This window comes from Desulfosoma profundi, assembly GCF_055387865.1.
Genome location: NZ_AP042420.1, coordinates 3,178,144 through 3,195,321, shown reverse-complemented (window position 1 = coordinate 3,195,321; position 17,178 = coordinate 3,178,144). Strand labels below are relative to the sequence as shown.

Annotated in this window: 15 protein-coding genes; 4 read left to right on the top strand and 11 right to left on the bottom strand. The window is 57.7% G+C overall.

The features are described 5' to 3' along the window. The first annotated feature begins 346 nt into the window (after positions 1-346). The 3 genes from ACZ5K9_RS13850 to ACZ5K9_RS13840 are packed head-to-tail and all read left to right on the top strand — an operon-like array spanning position 347 to position 3,524. Complete coding sequence (locus ACZ5K9_RS13850; protein ID WP_464271915.1) at positions 347-763, top strand: MerR family transcriptional regulator; 417 nt, start codon at positions 347-349, stop codon at positions 761-763. Then, positions 760-2,280, top strand: coding sequence for a class I adenylate-forming enzyme family protein (locus ACZ5K9_RS13845; protein ID WP_464271914.1), 1,521 nt, complete (start codon positions 760-762; stop codon positions 2,278-2,280). Before ACZ5K9_RS13850 ends, ACZ5K9_RS13845 begins: the two co-directional genes overlap by 4 nt. Beyond that, positions 2,280-3,524 carry an acyl-CoA dehydrogenase family protein gene (locus ACZ5K9_RS13840; RefSeq protein ID WP_464271913.1) on the top strand — a complete coding sequence of 415 codons (1,245 nt, stop codon included), beginning with the start codon at positions 2,280-2,282 and terminating at the stop codon, positions 3,522-3,524. The genes ACZ5K9_RS13845 and ACZ5K9_RS13840 overlap by 1 nt, the downstream gene beginning before the upstream one ends. Before the next feature lie 45 nt (positions 3,525-3,569). On the opposite strand, the gene ACZ5K9_RS13835 is transcribed toward ACZ5K9_RS13840, so the two are convergent. From ACZ5K9_RS13835 to ACZ5K9_RS13810, 6 genes are all read right to left on the bottom strand, one after another. Next, positions 3,570-4,460 (bottom strand): ABC transporter ATP-binding protein, encoded by an 891-nt coding sequence (locus tag ACZ5K9_RS13835; protein WP_464271912.1) that lies wholly within the window; start codon positions 4,458-4,460, stop codon positions 3,570-3,572. Further along, on the bottom strand, positions 4,448-5,452 hold the full coding sequence (locus ACZ5K9_RS13830) for an NAD(P)H-quinone oxidoreductase (RefSeq protein ID WP_464271911.1): 1,005 nt from the start codon (positions 5,450-5,452) through the stop codon (positions 4,448-4,450). The genes ACZ5K9_RS13835 and ACZ5K9_RS13830 overlap by 13 nt, the downstream gene beginning before the upstream one ends. Beyond that, a complete protein-coding gene (gene radC, locus ACZ5K9_RS13825; RefSeq protein WP_464271910.1) occupies positions 5,452-6,132 on the bottom strand; it encodes a RadC family protein in 681 nt (226 codons plus the stop codon). Before radC ends, ACZ5K9_RS13830 begins: the two co-directional genes overlap by 1 nt. Beyond that, entirely contained in the window at positions 6,113-6,763 is a 651-nt protein-coding gene (locus tag ACZ5K9_RS13820) for an MlaC/ttg2D family ABC transporter substrate-binding protein (protein ID WP_464271909.1), read from the bottom strand. Before ACZ5K9_RS13820 ends, radC begins: the two co-directional genes overlap by 20 nt. 80 nt (positions 6,764-6,843) lie before the next feature. After that, positions 6,844-8,010 carry a class I SAM-dependent rRNA methyltransferase gene (locus ACZ5K9_RS13815; RefSeq protein ID WP_464271908.1) on the bottom strand — a complete coding sequence of 389 codons (1,167 nt, stop codon included), beginning with the start codon at positions 8,008-8,010 and terminating at the stop codon, positions 6,844-6,846. A gap of 95 nt (positions 8,011-8,105) precedes the next feature. Continuing rightward, positions 8,106-8,375, bottom strand: coding sequence for a hypothetical protein (locus tag ACZ5K9_RS13810; RefSeq protein WP_464271907.1), 270 nt, complete (start codon positions 8,373-8,375; stop codon positions 8,106-8,108). A gap of 502 nt (positions 8,376-8,877) precedes the next feature. On the opposite strand from ACZ5K9_RS13810, the gene ACZ5K9_RS13805 reads away from it, so the two are divergent. Then, the gene (locus tag ACZ5K9_RS13805; RefSeq protein WP_464273979.1) at positions 8,878-9,534 is read left to right on the top strand and encodes an LOG family protein; all 657 of its coding nucleotides are present in this window, start codon (positions 8,878-8,880) and stop codon (positions 9,532-9,534) included. Here the strand turns inward: ACZ5K9_RS13805 and ACZ5K9_RS13800 are convergent. From ACZ5K9_RS13800 to ACZ5K9_RS13780, 5 genes are all read right to left on the bottom strand, one after another. Next, a complete protein-coding gene (locus tag ACZ5K9_RS13800) occupies positions 9,524-11,017 on the bottom strand; it encodes an Rne/Rng family ribonuclease (protein ID WP_464271906.1) in 1,494 nt (497 codons plus the stop codon). The genes ACZ5K9_RS13805 and ACZ5K9_RS13800 overlap by 11 nt on opposite strands. Further along, entirely contained in the window at positions 11,014-12,369 is a 1,356-nt protein-coding gene (locus ACZ5K9_RS13795) for a CoA activase (protein WP_464271905.1), read from the bottom strand. The genes ACZ5K9_RS13800 and ACZ5K9_RS13795 overlap by 4 nt, the downstream gene beginning before the upstream one ends. 25 nt (positions 12,370-12,394) lie before the next feature. Next, positions 12,395-15,454: an acyl-CoA dehydratase activase gene (locus ACZ5K9_RS13790; RefSeq protein ID WP_464271904.1), complete on the bottom strand. Its 3,060-nt coding sequence runs from the start codon at positions 15,452-15,454 to the stop codon at positions 12,395-12,397. Positions 15,455-15,734: 280 nt separating this feature from the next. Further along, the gene (locus ACZ5K9_RS13785) at positions 15,735-16,700 is read right to left on the bottom strand and encodes a radical SAM protein (protein WP_464271903.1); all 966 of its coding nucleotides are present in this window, start codon (positions 16,698-16,700) and stop codon (positions 15,735-15,737) included. Beyond that, positions 16,697-17,140, bottom strand: a complete 444-nt coding sequence (locus tag ACZ5K9_RS13780; RefSeq protein ID WP_464271902.1) for a MerR family transcriptional regulator — start codon at positions 17,138-17,140, stop codon at positions 16,697-16,699. The genes ACZ5K9_RS13785 and ACZ5K9_RS13780 overlap by 4 nt, the downstream gene beginning before the upstream one ends. Positions 17,141-17,178: the final 38 nt, after the last annotated feature.

The window sequence follows — 17,178 nt, the reverse complement described above, 5'->3', positions numbered from 1 at the left end:
ACCTCCTGTGTGGGTTGGACCGCATCCGCTTCCCCGAAGGGCGCACCGAGGCCTGAGGCGTCATGGCATCGCATTGGCCGACGGAGATCGTCGCCGTTTTGTGCGGCGGGCGCCAGAAGCTTCGGCCGGGGCGGTGAAGGAGGTGGAGCCTGAGGAGGGGAGGTCCGCGCCTGAGATTTCGGGAGGTGAAGGCATGCCCAGCACAGGTCCCGGCCAATTCAACTGGGCGCTCGTTTAGTTCCATGCCCCAAATCGCCGATGACGTCAAGGAGAAAGACCCACCGGAAAGAGTGCTTGACAGGAGTTCAGACATATCGTTAACGTCAACTGTAAAGGAGGAATCCTCATGACCCCGGATACAAAAAAATCGCAAGCCACCTTCACCATTTCCGAATTGGCCGCCCAGCTCGACATCAGTCCACGAACCATCCGGTTCTATGAAGAAAAAGGCCTCATCAGCCCACGGCGGACCCCGGGAAACCAGCGGGTTTATACCCCCAAGGACCGCGCCCGCCTGAAGCTCATCCTCCGAGGAAAACGCTTCGGCTTCTCCCTGGACGAAATCGCGGAGATGATCGGGCTGGCCGATACGGACATGGATGAAGTGGCCCAAATCCGGAAAAGCCTTGATTACGGCCTGAAGAAGCTCGAAGAAATCCGCAACCGCATGAAGGACCTCATCATTCTGGAACAGGACCTCTTAGCCGTGCAGAAAAAGCTCCAAAAACGCCTGGAAGAACTCACTAAGGAGGGAAAAACATGAATGTGGTGGAGATGTTGGACCGCAACGCCCGAAAGTTCTCCGGCAAAGAGGCGGTTCGGGCCGCGGACCGAAGTGTCACCTACGCTGAGCTCAAGGACAAGTCCGAACGAGCCGCCGCCGTGTTCCGCGCCCAGGGTCTCCGCCCCGGCGATGTGGCGGCCATCATGAGCCAAAACACCGTGGATTTCGTCTATGCGTTTTTTGGGGCCCAAAAAGCCGGGGCGGCCGTGGTCCCCGTCAACCACAAGTTAACCCCTCCGGAGGTGCGGTACATTCTCGAGCACAGCCAAGCCCGGATTTTTCTTTTCGATGGATCATTGGCTCCCATCGCCGACGCTCTATCGCTCTCCATCCCTGTGATGGCCCTGGACAGCCCACCAGAGGGTTGGCCGTTCTTCGGAGATGCCCTGGCTGAAGCCCCGCCTTTTGAGCCCGTACCGATTCAAGACGACGCCCCGGCGGAAATCCTCTATACCAGCGGCACCACAGGGAAACCCAAAGGGTGTGTTTTGACCCATCGCAGTGTGCTTATGGCCGCAATCACAGGCGCTTTGGCCATCAAGATGGATGAGAACGACCGGCTGCTCATGGCCATGCCCATCTGGCACTCTTCGCCGCTCAACAACTGGTTTCTCGGAGCGTCCTACGTCGGGGCGACCACGGTGCTCCTCCGCGAATATCATCCCCTCCATTTCCTCCAAGCCGTCCAGAACGAACGATGCACGGTCTATTTCGGAGCCCCCGTCTCTTATCTGCTTCCTTTGCAGATGGTTCCCAACTTCGACGACTTCGACCTGTCTTCCATGCGCGCGTGGATTTACGGAGGAGGTCCCATTGCACCCGAAACGGTCCGGATCTTGCGGACGCGTTATAAAAGTGACCGTTTTTACCAAGTCTACGGCATGACGGAAACGGGTCCCACAGGGACGATGCTTCCGCCGGAAGCCCATGCCACCAAAGCTGGATCCATCGGCAACAAAGGCCTCCCGGGAACAGATCTGGTCGTCATGAAGTCGGTGTCGGAACCGGCCCGACCTGGGGAGACCGGGGAGATCTGGCTGAAAGCCGATTCCATGATGCAAGGTTATCTGAACGATCCCGACGCCACACAGCAGGCTTTCTGCAACGGGTGGTACCGCACCGGGGATATGGCCCGCATCGATGAAGACGGGTATCTCTACATCGTGGACCGCCTCAAGGACATGATCATCACGGGCGGGGAAAATGTTTACTCCAAGGAGGTGGAAGACGCTCTGGCCGAACATCCCCATGTGGCCCAGGTGGCGGTAATCGGCACACCCCACTCCGATTGGGGAGAAACGGTCACGGCGATCGTCGTCCCCTCCCCGGGATCCCAGGTCACCCCGGAAGAACTCACCGCATTTCTTCAGACGCGCCTCGCCAAATACAAGATCCCCCGCATGTTCCACTTTGCGGACGCTCTGCCTCACACTCCCACGGGAAAAGTTATGAAATACAAACTTCGCGAGATGTTTTCAGCATCGGAGGGGGCCTGATGTTCGATTACCTGCTGGATGAAAAAACTCGACAATGGCGGGATGAAGTCCGTGATTTCGTGAAATCCATCCCCCGGCAAATGATCCTGGATATGGATGCGGACAAGATCCGATTCCCTAAAGAGTTTCTTCAGGAAGCGGGCCGCAGGAACCTCCTGGGATGCCGCTATCCGAAACAATGGGGCGGCCGAGAAATGGACTGGGTGAGCACCTGTGTGGCCATGGAAGAAGTGGGCACGCTCGGCTACATCTTCGCCTGCACCTTCGGGGTGGGCGCGGAGCTGGTCTGCGATGCCATCGTGATCCACGGGACGGACACCCAAAAAGAACGTTACGTGGCGCCTCTGCTCAAGGGAGAAATCTTCGCCGCCGAGTGCCTCACCGAACCGCGGGGAGGATCAGATTTTTTCGGCACCACGACAACCGCCGTGGACAAAGGCGACTATTTTGTTCTTAACGGTCAAAAGCGTTTCATTGTGGGCGGCGAAGGCGCTGATTACTTCCTCGTCTATGCCCGCACGGATCCCACAGCCAAACCCCATGAGGGCATCACCTGTTTCATCGTGGATCGGAGCCCCGGCGTCGAAACCGCCTATCTCTACGGACTCATGGGCTGTCGCGGAGGCGGCACCAGCCGGTTGGTGTTCAAGGATGTGAAGGTCCCTAAGGAGAACGTCCTCGGTCGGGTCAATGGAGGCTTTGAGGTTTTCAAGACCATGATGATTCCCGAACGGTTGGGAACCGCCGCCATGACCATCGGGGCCGCCCGGCCGGCTCTGGAAGTGGCCACCGGATATTCGACACGCCGCAAAGCCTTCGGCCGGCCCATTCAGGAGTTTCAAGGAGTGAGTTTCCAAGTCGCCGAAGCGGTGATGCTCTTGGACGCCTCCCGAGCCATGGTCCACGCCACGGCCCAGGCCGTGGACCGGCACGCTCCGGCGGCTACCGTGCGGCGCATGATCTCGGAGACGAAGAAATTTGTCACCGAATCCTGCCAGAAGGTGGTGCACAATGCCATGCAGGTCATGGGCGGCATCGGCTACACCACGGTCTTTCCCGTGGAACGCATTTATCGGGACCTGCGCTTGGCTTCCATCTGGACGGGGACCAACGAGATCATGGCCACCATCATCGCCCATGAATGGTACAAGGAATACTGGGCCATGAAAGAGGCACGCCTCACTCGCGATGCCGAACGAGACGCCGCCGCGGCCGACGCAGAGGAGGAGAAGGTCTACGAATAAAATCCCCACGACCGTGGGTTGCCTTGGAGGCCGAGCTGGACCCGGCTAGGACGGCTCCGAACGCACCACGAGGACCTCTCGGGAAACCATGCGCGCCCAATAGCGGCCGTTGTGGGCATGGACCTCCATGGGTACCCCGAAAGCCGAAGTGAGAACAGGGGCCGTGAGCACGTCGTCTTTGGGTCCGCTGGCGGCGCACCTCCCCTGTTTCAAGACGAACACGTGGGAAAATACGGGCGTAATTTCTTCCAAATGATGGGTGACCAAAATCAGGGTGGGGCCTTTCGGGGTCCTGCCCATCCGGTCCAAAGTTTCCAAGAGCTGTTCCCGAGCGACCAAATCCAGCCCTGAGCAGGGTTCATCCAAGATGAGCAGCTGGGGTTCGGCCATCAGCGCACGCGCAATGAGAATCCTCTGCTTTTCCCCTTGGGACAGCACCCCGTAGGGTTTCTTGAGCACGGAAGCGCATCCCAGGGTTTCCGCCAACATTTCCGCATGTTGGTAATCTTGAGGCGTGGGTTTTTCGAAAACCCCGATGGAAGCGAATTTCCCGCCCACAATGAGGTCCAAGGGTTTCTGGTGCGGCGGCACCTGTTCTTGGAGGAAAGATCCCACCCAGCCGATGTGTCTTCGCAATTCCCTCAGGTCCACGGTCCCGAACCGATGTCCGATCACCGTGAGGGAACCCTGCGTCGGCCAGAGATAGCCGGCCAGGAGGAGCAGAAGCGTCGTTTTCCCCGATCCGTTGGCTCCCAGCACGACCCAGTGGTCACCGGGGTTGAGCCTCCATGTGATATCGGTCAAGATGGGTTGGCGGGACCTCACGAAATAAACGCCTTCAAGGGCAATCCAGGTCCCTGAGGTCTCGGAAGCACCAGGGGCCGACGACGTGGGACCTCCCGCCGCCACGGAATCGCTCAGGTCTACTCTTTCCATCGGATGACCACCTTGCCGAAATGTTTTCCTTCCCGGACATGAAGGTGCGCGGCTTCCACTTGTTCGGCGCTGAAGATTCTGTCCACCACGGGCCGAACGAGGCCCTTTTCCAAGAGGGGGAGGAGCTCCGTGCGGCATCGCTTGATGATGGCCGCTTTTTCCGCGTCGGAACGGCTGCGCAACACGGAGCCGATGATCCGGATTCTTTTCGTCAGGACGGGAGCTATGGAACACGAAGCGATGTGGCCGCCCATGAGTCCGATGAGGATCAAGCGCCCCCGGGTGGTCAGAATTTTCAGGTGCTTTTCCAGGTAAGGCGCCCCGATGAAGTCCAGGATCCCATCCACGCCTCGACCGCCGGTCCAGGACAGGACCGCTTGCGCGAAATCCTCCTGTTTGTAATGGATGACGAGATCAGCACCGAGTTCTCGGCACTTGGATGCCTTCCAGTCGCTCCCACATGTGGTGGCCACACGAACGCCCCGCGCCTTGGCCAACTGAATGGCCGCCGTGCCCACACCGCTTCCGCCCCCGTGGACCAAAAGACTATCGCCGGAGCGCATCTCGGCTTCCTCGAAGAGATTGAGGTGAGCCACCACGAACACTTCGGCTGCGGCTGCCGCTTCCACAAAGGACAAATTTTCCGGAATCGGCAGGAGATGATCCGCGGCGGCCACGGCATACCGGGCGTACCCTCCCCCGGCCACGATGCCGAACACGCGGTCCCCTTCGGACCATGGAACGTCTTGTGAGCCCTGCTGGACCACGTAGCCCGCCAGATCCAGTCCGAGAATGGGAGACGCTCCGGGCGGCGGTGGGTAGAGCCCACGCCGTTGCAATAAGTCTGCCCGATTCACGGAAAACGCTTCCACCTGCACCAGGACCTCCCCAGGCTTGGGTTCCGGAATCGGCACAGCTTCCACCGCCACAGCGTTCCACCCCCCCGGCTCCCCCGTCTCCCGAATCACAACGGCCGGCATGAGCCTTTCCATCAATCCATCTCCCCTCTTTCCGCAAAGGAATAGTACTGGGTTCCCGCCAGGATGATGTGGTCGTGGACCGCAATATCCAATTCCTGCAAGAGACGTCTGAGCTTTCTTGTCATTTGCCGGTCGGCCGCAGACGGCAGCGGATCGCCGCTCGGATGATTGTGGGCGAAAATGACCGCCGTCGCTCGATGCTTCAAGGCGGCTTCCACCACCAATCGTGGGAAAACGGCGGTGCGATTCACGGTGCCTTCCTGCAACCGTTCCATGGCGATGAGGCCGTTTTGGCTGTTGAGGGCCAGAAGGCAAAAGACTTCGATACGCTCCGCTTCGAAATGTCCCATGAGATACCGCACCGCCTCCTGGGTGGAGCTCAGCGTTTTGACCGCCCGCCAACGATCCTTATGATACCGCTCCAACAAGCGAGGGATTAAGGCGAGCAGCACGGCGGCGTGGACGCCGATACCCGAAACCTGCCTGAGCGCTTCAGGCGCGGCGTCCAAAACGGCCGAAAGAGAGTGGAAATGGTCCAAAAGAGCCTTGGCTGCGGGTTTGACGTCCCGCCGAGGGATGGCAAAGGTCAGCAAAAGTTCGAGGACTTCATGATCGTGGAAAGCATCCAAGCCTCCAGCCAGGAAACGTTCCCGGAGCCGCCGACGATGTCCTTCAGCTCCCAAGGCGGTCATTTTTTTCCAACTCCACCACCTTTTGCCGCAAAGATTCCAGAAAGTCGGTCACAGAACGGTTGACGAGGGCGCCATCGAATTGCGCCCGATAGTTGTTCACATAGCTGATCCCTTCGATGACCACATCATAGACCATCCATCGATCCCCGCTCTGCAGCATTCGGTATTCCACGGCCACATCCTCATTTTGATAGCGCACCCGCGTCTTCACCAGCGCGTAGCGGCCCTCCACGCGCTCTTCAATGTAGCGGATGACCTCCTCCTGGCCGCACGTGTAGGTGTCCACTTTTCCGATGTAGGTGAAATACAAAAGGTCCTTGAACAGGCGGATGAATTCAGCGCGCTGCTCCGGGGTAAAAGTCTTCCAGTGTCGGCCGAGTGTCCGTTTGCCCGCTTCTTCAAAATCCACGTAATCCAAGGCGATGGTTCGAACAGCTTCGCGGCGTGCCTTGATATTTTCCGGGGTGTCCCCTCCGCATGTGCTCAGGACATGGAGGACCCGCTTGGTGGCGTCTTGGACCACCTGAGTGGGGCTCATTTGGGCCGATACCGCAGCGCCTCTTCCCGCCAGAACGACCACCATCGCCAGCACACTTAAAGCACGGCAGCCACCGCAATAAGAGCTTCTCATGGATAATCCTCCTTATCCTTTCTCCTTGGACAGGCATTGTTAATGCACAGGCATTGCCGTTGTAAAGGCTCCGGATGCATTCAGCGGACTTCGAGAAAAGCACATTTCAGGTACCGGGTTTCCGGCATGGCCAGAAGCGCGGGATGATCGACGGCCTGACCTCTGGCTTCCAAAAGCCTCAGGGAGCGCCCTGCCGCCTGAGCCGCCCGAAGAAGCATCTCGTAAAAAGCCTCCTCTTGAAGATGGTAAGAGCATGAACATGTGACCAGCAATCCTCCCCGGCGCACCGCCAGCATGGCCCGGCGGTTCAGGTCCGTGTAGCCTTTGACGGCGTTCGGCAGTGCACTCTTGCTTTTGGCGAAAGCCGGTGGGTCCATGATGATCACATCAAAACTTTCCCGCTTAGTTCGTTTGAGAAAATCCAGCACATCTTCGACGCGAAATTGACAACGATCCGCCAGCCCGTTGACTGTTGCATCCTGTTGGGCCCGCTGCACCGCGTCCCGCGCCCGATCCACCCCCAGCACCCGAGATGCCCCGGCCTGAGCCGCCACAAGGCTCCAAAGCCCTTGATAACAAAAAAGGTCCAACACTTCGGCGCCGGACACGTAGCGGCGAATGGCTTCCCGGTTATCTCGCTGGTCCAGAAAGAGTCCCGTCTTCTGCCCTTCCAGGAGGTCCACGTGGACCGTAAGGTTGTGCACGGGAGCAGGCACAAGGCCGGAAACCTCACCGCAGAGCACTTCTTTGTGGATGGGCAGCCCCTCCAAGGCGCGGGCCGAAGCGTCGTTTCGCGCCACAAGAATCTGCGGACGGAACACCCGAAGCAACGCTTCGACAATCATCTCCTGAATGGCGGCCATGCCCGCTGTCGTGATTTGCATGACCCATGCCGAATCATAGCGGTCAACCACAAGGCCGGGGAGTCCGTCCGATTCCCCATAGACGGCCCGAAAGGTCTTCTCTCCAGGGTAGAGCTTCTCACGAAACCCGGCGGATTCGCGAAACCTCCCTTCGAGGAACTCCGGGGTGATGTCCACGCCGGGCGGTCCCACAATTCGGCAGGCGATAAGGCAATGCGGATTGACATAGCCCGTCCCCCAACGAAGACCGGAAGCGGACACCACCTGGACCCACTCCCCAGGGGCATAGGTCTTGAGCGATCCGTCCACTTCGTTGCTAAACACCCATCGATGTCCTTGCATAAGCCGCCTCTCGCCGCTGCGTGTCACCTTCAGTTCTTGCATCCTCTGTCCTCCAAACCCCGTAGCCGCAAGGCATTCGCGGAAAATAAAAAAGCGCTCCCGAGGAGCGCCTGCAAGATCTCAGGCAACGCCGCCCGCTAGCCCGCATCCGATCGGATCGACTCCAGCACAATCCGATAATCTTCATAAATCCGTGCGTCGCTTTCGATCACTTCGTAAAGATCATCCAGATCCATGGCGATGACGGCATCCTTGTCCGGTGCCTCTTCCTTGAGTTCGATCCAGATCCAATCCAAAAGCATCTCTTCAGGATCCGTGTAGCCTTCCTCATTTTTATCCAAAACGCCGTCCGCTAGCTTGCGGTTGACCTTTTTCAAAGCCGCCTTCACGAACTCTTTCATCTCCATATGGCATTGCCTCCATGTCTTGGAAAAAGCTGACTTCGCCTGATATAGTATTTCGGCTTGGGCACAGAGCCCAGCACCGCCCCGGGCCGCGGCGAGCGGACAGCCGTTCTCGAAAGGGAAATTCCCGACAATGTGTCCGATGTCGTCCTGTCGACCCCTTTCATCGGCAGCCGCCTTTAACAGTCAGGGGACAATCCCGAGCGTCCGCCGGGCCGGCATCATCCCATTCAACCCATGCGCAAAAGGCCCCTGTTCGGGGTATTGGGCTCCATGCGGCCTTCTCACTGGGAGAAGGCCCGCAATCCCTACCAGCTCACGCCCTTTAGGGCCCCGCCCCGAGGCGCACACGGCTTGATAGCTGATTTGGCGAACCTTTTCAACATGCAAACGCTCGCTCATCCAGGAAAGGGTGTGAGTTTCTCTTTCCGAGCCCGCGGAGGCTGTGATAAGTTTTCGCCGTTCTCAACCCATAAATATCCCGTCATGCAGGGAGTTCAAAGCGATCATGAAAGAGCGTCAATACGTGATTGATGCCATGACCATTCAGGACTCGTGGCGCCTTTTCAAGATCTTGGCGGAATTCGTCGAAGGTTTCGAGATCCTCGGAGATATCTATCCGGCCGTCTCCATCTTTGGCTCAGCACGAGTGCGTCCCGGAGATCCCACGTATGAACTGACCGTAGAGATCGCCAGGAAATTGGCACAGAACGGGTATCACGTGATTACCGGCGGCGGCCCCGGGGTGATGGAAGCGGGCAACAAAGGGGCTCGGGAGGGTGGTGCCCGGTCCATAGGCCTCAATATTGAATTGCCTATGGAACAAGAGCCCAACACCTATGCCGATGTGCGGATTAGTTTCAAATACTTTTTCGTTCGAAAGGTTATGTTCGTCAAGTACGCCCAAGCCTATGTGGCCATGCCCGGCGGCTACGGGACGCTGGACGAAGTGTTTGAGGCGCTGACGCTGATCCAAACCCGGCGCATCAAGCCTTTTCCCATCATTCTCGTGGGCAGCGAGTACTGGGGGCCACTGCTCCACTGGATGCGACACACGTTGCTGCCTCGAGGCCTTATTTCTCCGGAAGACCCTGAGCTGATCATGCTGGCCGATGACGCCGATCAGGTCGTGAAGATCATCAAGAAGTACGTCATTGTGTAGGAGAAATCGGGACTTCTGCCGTCACAAATTCCAGATGCCCTTCATGGGGAGCGAGATCCGCAGAAGCCTCGATGAAAATTTCTTTTTTGAAGTGGTCTTCCAGGTGAAGGAGGTCTTTTCTTTTACGATTCAGCAGATAATGGGCAACGTCGGGTGACAGCCGGGCTCGAACCGCCGTCACGTCGTCTTTGAGGAATCCGTTCCAGATCTTTCTCAAGTACCACACCGCTGAGGCCTCCGTAGAACGCACCATTCCCGTCCCTTCGCAAAAAGGACACGCTCGGTATGATCCCAGCTGAATACTTAACCCCAAATGCTCACGGGAAATTTCCAATAGGCCGAAGGAAGAGATCTTCCCCACCTTGACCTTGGCCTTGTCCTTCTTGACTTCCTCGCGGATCCGGCGCTCCACGTTGCGGATGTGTTGGGTCTGCCGCATATCGATGAAATCCACCACGACCAGGCCCCCCAGGTCTCTCAGCCGCAATTGCCGAGGGATCTCTTCCGCGGCTTCCATGTTCACGCGGTAGATGTTTTCCTCCTGGACCGTTTCGCGAGTCGCCTTGCCGGAATTGACGTCGATGGCCACCAGGGCTTCCGTGCTGTCTATGACGAGATAGCCGCCGGATTTGAGCGGCACTTTTTTTTGAAACAGCTGATCGATTTGGTCTTCCAAATGAAATTTGTTGAAAAGGGGAGCCTCCCCTTTGTGAAGCTTAACCAACCGCTGGTGTCTGGGGCTGATAATCCGGATGAATTCCTTGACCTGTTTATGGACTTCGGGGTTGTCCACCATGATGGACTTGATGGCCGGGTGGAAGTAGTCCCGCACCACCCGAATGGCCAGGTCGCGTTCCCGATAAATGAGGGCCGGTGCCGGTGTTTCCTGAACCTTCTCGAGAATGCCCTCCCAGAGGCGGATGAGGTAGCGCAAATCTCTTTGAATTTCCCGCTTTGTTCGGTTCTCTGCGGCCGTGCGCACAATGACGCCCATCTCCTGGGGGAGTTCCAGTTCCTGGGCGATCTGTTTCAACCGTTCCCTCTGGGCTTCATCCTCGATTTTTCTCGACACCCCCCTTTGGTTTTGCCCCGGGGCCAGGACAACGTAGCGTCCCGCAAGGGACACGTACGTCGTGAGGGCCGCGCCTTTGTTCCCGACTTCCTCTTTCGTCACCTGGACCAAAACCTCCTGCCCCAAGCGAATGACATCTTGGATCTTGGGCGGCCCCTCAATTTCAACGGCGTAGTAGTCGGGATGAATCTCGCTCAGAGGCAGAAACCCGTTGCGTTCCCCACCATAGTCCACAAAGGCGGCCTGCAAGGATGGCTGCACGTTGACCACTAAGCCTTTGTAGATATTTCCCACCATCTTGCCACGGCTGGCCGTTTCGATGAAAAAGGCTTCGAGGGACTGGCCTTCCACCAAAGCCACGCGGAGTTCTTCCGGGTATTGAGCGTTGATCAGCAGATGCTGTGCGGTCATAGGCTCTCGGTATGTGAGGCGCGCGCGGTGCGGCGCTGTTGGGCTTGATAGATGAAGGTCTTGAGGATGACATCCCGGTTCGGCTGAAACGTTCCATCATACGGAGCGTCCACATACGGGACACGCTTTTTGACAAGCAGCGGTTTGAGTACAGCGGCACACACGGTGCTTGGCATGCACGTAAAGGGAAAGACGTTGACGATGCCGTCGAACCCTTCGTGGACGTATGCCAAAGCCCCACCGATACTCAAAGCGGCCTCCGTCCCAATATCAAAGCTGAAATGCCGGTCATGGTCGAGAAAACGTTCAATGTGCCGCACGGAATGGTCCGGTTGAATATCCAAATGGCGGAGCACTCGAGCATAGACTTGGTGGAGGCGCCATGCCTGATAGCCGTTTTCGATGCGCTGGTGGATCACGGCCTTGGCCGATCGCAGCGCCGCCGCGCGCCGACCCGCACGCCAGTTGGCCACGCACGCCTTTTTTTCCTTTCGCAGCCGTTCATAACTCACGAAGTTGATCCACTCCGCAATGGAGGCGTCCACGACCTCCCCTCCATAAGCCTCAATCTGCCGAATGATGTTCTGGTTCGACTCGGGGTGGCTTCTTAAGTAAATCTCCCCAATGATCCCGATTCTGGGTCTTCTCGGTTTCCTCGGGTCCACGAAGGCGGCCGCCGTTTGGGCCACATTCTCCAGGAGATCGTAAAGCCGGGTGAAATCCCGCTTCGGACCGAACGCCACCACCGCTTTTTCCATGGCTTGGAGGGCTTCTTCCATGAAAGCATCCGTCAGACCCTCGCGGATTTCGTAGGGACGCACCCGCCACACGATCCGTTCCATCACGTCTGCGATCACCGCGGCCACATAAGCCACTCGACGAAAATACCGGGCTTTTTTCTTGGGAAGCAATCCGGCCACGGAGTAGGCGTCTTGCGTAGAAAGATACGTGATGGGAATTCCTCGATATTCCGGAAATCCATCCAAAACGAGACGTTGGAACTTGTTGTACATCCCGAACCGGCATGGCCCGTCGGATTCTGGCAGAAAGTAGACGTAGCGCTCAGGGTCGAAATGCTTTCCCAGCCGACGTTTTTCTTCCTGGAGGAAGTAAAGGATGTCCCCGAGGGTCACCTGGCATGGAAAGCATTCCTTGCCCGACGTGAACTCCTTACCTAGCGCCAATCCCTTGTAGGTTTCCAACACGAGAGCTGGAACATCGAAGGCACGAAAGCTCGCCGCCAGGAGTCGCGTGCCGAAGGGGGTCATCTGAGGCAAAAGTAAGATGCGCCCGGTGACATCCAGACGATGGACTCCCTGGTGGAGGCGATCCAAAACCTTGTGCTGTGCCATCGTGGAACCTCCAGAAACGGATCCTTCAGTTGCTCAACTTGGCGGCCAAGACACTCCAGTCGGCCGACCGTAATGCCGCCTCATGCACGTTTTTCACCACGTTTCGAAAGGCTTCCACGCGGGTCAAAAGGCCCGCCACGGCGCTATGTTCGTCCAGTTCCACGATTAAGGCCGGTTTGTGTGTCAGGATGTGTCGATAGAAATGTTCCACAAAGGAATCGGGGCCACAACTGAAATTGCTCAAGTGTACCCCGAACCACTGCGGGGTAAGGGCGATACGTTTGGCGCTCTTCAAGACGCGGGCGCCTAGGCCCCAGTACATTTTCGGAAAGTCACTCAGGTCTTCCTGATCCACGTCCAATAAGTCCGCCGGAATGGCCCAGATGCCAAGTTTCGCCAAATGCCGTCCCAATCTCAGATTCAACCGCTCGTCGTAGAGGTTGTAAGGCCGACCCGTAACCACCCACACCGGCTCTAAAGGCGGTACGCGGGAAAGGAAGGTCCGTCCCAAGTCCATGATGCGCTGACGGAACCGCTGCTGGTACGCCCACGCAGCCCGAACGGCCGCGCCCACACGACGCTTGCCCACCCCCCACGACCGAGGCAAGGCTCGGAACACAGCGGTCGCAACGGCCTCAGGACCCTCCTTTATATACAATGTCGGACGGATCAATCGCTCATCCGGAAGGTTCAGGGCCGCCCGAACCATGTATTGGGAGCTTTCCACCAAAGGGCAGAACATCCCCGCTTCATGCCGGGCCGCCACAGGCATGTTGATGACGTTGGGCAGGAAGAGATAGTCCACCTGGTCTCGAAGGATGTGGACGTGCCCATGAAACACCTTGACGGGAAAACACGTTTCCGCCGTCATGGACTCCACGCCCTTTAAGACAATCCGGTTGTCCGTCTTGGGGCTTACCACCACCCGGCATCCTAAGGCCGCAAGGAGACGCACCCAAAACGGTGCCCATTCCAAGGAGTGCAGCCCCATGGGCACGCCCACCACAGGTGACCCGGTGTCGCGTGGCGAAGCTTCCACAAGCTCCCCCGCCACATCCGCATATTCTCGAAGCATTTCCCAAAACAGGTTCTGACGGGCCTCAAACGCATTTTCCGCCGCCGGACCCCGATAATGGCTCACCTCGAAACGTCCGCAGTCTCCTCCCCAGATACTTTTCCGCCCCACGAAATCGTAAATCTTCAGCTTGCACTCGTTGTGACAATTCTTGTCAGCCCGGCACAGCGATTCCGTGAAGTGCACCGTGGCTTCGGCCAAGGCCTGAAGATCCCGACGTTTCTCGGAAACCTCACCCCTTTCGAAGACCTCCTTGACTGCCAAAGCCGCCCCATAAGCCCCCATGACCTCTCGATGCCGAGGCACCACCAGCGGGCGATTGAGCACCCTTTCAAAAGCCGCCACCACGGCCTTGTTGAGCGATGGTCCTCCGAGGAACATGACTTTTTTCCCGATGGGCCTCTTGCCCACCACGCGGTTGAGGTAGTTATGGACGACCGCGTAACACAAGCCGGCAATGAGGTCCTCGCGCCGAGCCCCTTTCTGGAAGTAGCTGAAGAGGTCCGATTCCATAAACACCGTGCAGCGTTCCGCGAGACTGATGGGGCTCAGAGAAGCCAACGCCAGCTCTTGAAACTCCCCCACAATATTGATTTTTAGTTTGTTGGCGAGTTCATGAAGAAAACTTCCCGTCCCAGCGGCACACACCTTGTTCATGTCGAAGTCGAGCGGATGCGTTTTCTCAAGCCGAATATACTTGGAATCCTGACCGCCGATTTCGAAAATCGTGTCCACTTCGGGGTCCACCGCCACGGCTCCTTTCGCGTGAGCCGTAATTTCGTCCAAGATCACATCGGCATTGAGAAAATCACCGACCACATTTCGGCCTGAACCGGTGGTCGCCACGGCTTTGATGCGGACTTTCGACCCCACGTGGGTCAGCAGGGTCCGGAGAAGATTTTGGGTCACTTCGATGGGCTTTCCCTGCGTCTGCACATAACACTTGTGGCAAATCACGCCCGATTCGTCGATCAAAGCATATTTCGTCGTGGTCGACCCAATATCCACTCCCAGGTAAACGGGAACAGGATTCTTTTCCCTCACGCCCCACGGCTCCAGATTGTTGCACGAATCAAAAGCCGTCCACCGCAATTCCAACCTCGGGGCCCGAGGAAAATCCTCTTCCGCGATATCCGTCTCCCCGGCCAGCATCGCCGGATCCACCCCATGGGTGCGCCCGGCGCGGTGGCTGATCAATGCCGCTCCCAAGGCTCCTAGAGACGTGTGGTGCGGCGGAACTGTAAGAGACGGATAATATTGACGAAAGGCCTCCACCTGAAGCGGATTGGAGGCCATGCCGCCGATGAAGATGACCGGGGATTCCAAATCCCGATCCGCCACAATGGTGCTCACATAATTGGCCGCGTTGCCGTAATGCAGCCCCGCAATGATGTTGGGCAGGGGTTCGCCTTTGTTCTGGAGGTGGATCATGTCGGATTTCGTGAAAACCGTACAGCGGCAGGCTACAGGAGCCGGGGTCCCATGCTGCAGCCCGAGTGCGATGAAATCGTCGAGGGTTTTTTGGATCTTTTCCTGGCTCATCTCAAATTCGGCGCCGTAAATGGACGACGCGAGCCGAGCGCTCTGTTGGTCCATAAAAGACCCCGTGCCCGACGCGCACGGCCCGTTCATATTGAAAGTTTCAAGATGCCAGGACCCGTCCGCGTAACTCACTTGGAAAAGAGATGCGTCTTGCCCGCCGATGCTGATAATGCTTCGAACGCCCGGGGACACATGAACGGCTCCTGTCACCTGAGCGATGGTTTCCACTTCAAACGGCGCACCGAGAAGCCTCGCAACCCTTTCCCCATGAACCCCGGTAAACGTCACGGAACGCACGGATGCCCGGCCAAACCTCGCGACAACCTCCTCCAACAGGCGCCGGACCTCAGGGATCACCATGCCGAAGTGCCTGACGTAAGGGGCTTCCCAGACGATCTTTTCGTTGTCATCGATGACGATCACATTGACGCTCACCGATCCCACATCCACACCGACATCGAACGCCATGACGGCTCCTCCATCCCGGGCTGAGATTATGGGACTCCAGATCGCCCCAGTAAAATACCCCAAGACGTTTTCGCGGGAAAGGCTCTCCTCGGCTCAAAGACGCTGAAGCTTCATCCTGAATGGCATCCCCAATGGGATCGTTTGTCTTTAAACCAAGAAAAATCTCCGGCGTTCCATCCAATCTCGACCAGACCTCCGATGTTCATCGACCTTCCTGGTATGAGGGATCACAGGACCCAGCCGGGAGGAATGGGATCCAAGGCACTTTTTGGAAAACAACCTACGGAGGACTTCCCAGTCTTTCCGCCACCACGAAGACGCGGCCATTATAGACTTCCCTGCGAACACGCCCGCGCTTTTCGAGCTTTTCAACGGTCTGTGTCACCCTTTGGGGCGAAACCCCTAAGGCATCGGCCATTTCGTCTACGGCACAGGGCCTGCGGCGGACCAACTCCACAAGGCGTTCATCCAGAGTTTCTTCGCGATCAAAGGTCCCTGTGAGTGCGTAGGCTCCCAAAACATCGACGGGGCAAGCGGAAAAAAACATGGCCGCCTCCGCCATGGCCTCGGCAGACAACCCCTGAATCCCGGCCACCGCCGGTGGGCGAACCACCGTATTCAGCTCCACACGATCCGGGCCGATGGAACGAACCAACGCCCCGAGATCCCTCAAATGCCCTGGGCTGTCGTTGATGCCCTTGGCCAGAAGAACTTCGAGATGATACGCCCCCCGATACTCGCGGCGAAACGCCATCAACCCTTCCAGCACATGATCCAAGGACAGGCTAGGATGAGGCCGATTGAGCCGGGCGAAGATCTCCGGGTGTGCCGCATCCAAAGACGGCACCACTCGATCGGCGGCAACGAGGCTGCGGCGCACTTCAGGATCCCATAAAAGAGTTCCGTTGGTCAAAACCACCAAGGGAATTTTCGGATACTTTCTTTTGATCGCAGGAATCAGTTCTCCCAGCATGAGATAAAGAGTGGGCTCCCCCGCCGAGGAAAACGTCAGGGCGTCCACGGATTCCGGATGGGCGGCGAGAAAGGCGTCCAGTTGGGCCACAACGTCATCCGCAGGAATAAAGGTTCTTCGCCGAACGCTGAGATGCGTCGTGGGGCCGGATTCACAATAAAGACAATCCAGGGTGCAGGTCTTTGGGGGAATGACGTCGATACCGAGAGAACGTCCAAGCCGGCGCGAAGGGACCGGTCCAAAGAGCGCATTCGTCACATGGGGAGCCTTCATGCCTTTGGTTCCTGAGGCGACCCTTCATGGCAGCGCTGCATCATCACATGGTTCTTCTTTTTGATGTAAACTTCGCATTCAGTGCACACCTGCCCTTTCTCTCTGCACGTTCGAGGAACCAAGTCCCAGCACGGCACGGGGAAATTGAGAATCGCCGGACAGTTCTTGCGCACCGCTTCATCACAGCCGCGAATTTCCCAGCATGGGGCGACGGTGAGCAGCTTCTTGACGCCGGCAATGTTCAAGCCGTCTTCACTGAGGAGCCGGCGCAAGCACTTGAGCCATTGGAGATCGTTGTTGGAGTAAAACCGTTTGCCACCTCGCCGGGCTGGCTTGATGAGCCCCTCCTGCTCGTAAATGCGCAATGTGCGCGGGTGGATGTTGAGCAGTTCGGCCACGATTCCAATCGGGTAAAGGGCTTTTCCATTTTCCACCTCCACGACGACTACCTCCTTCGTGGGTCAGATAGACAAAGTGA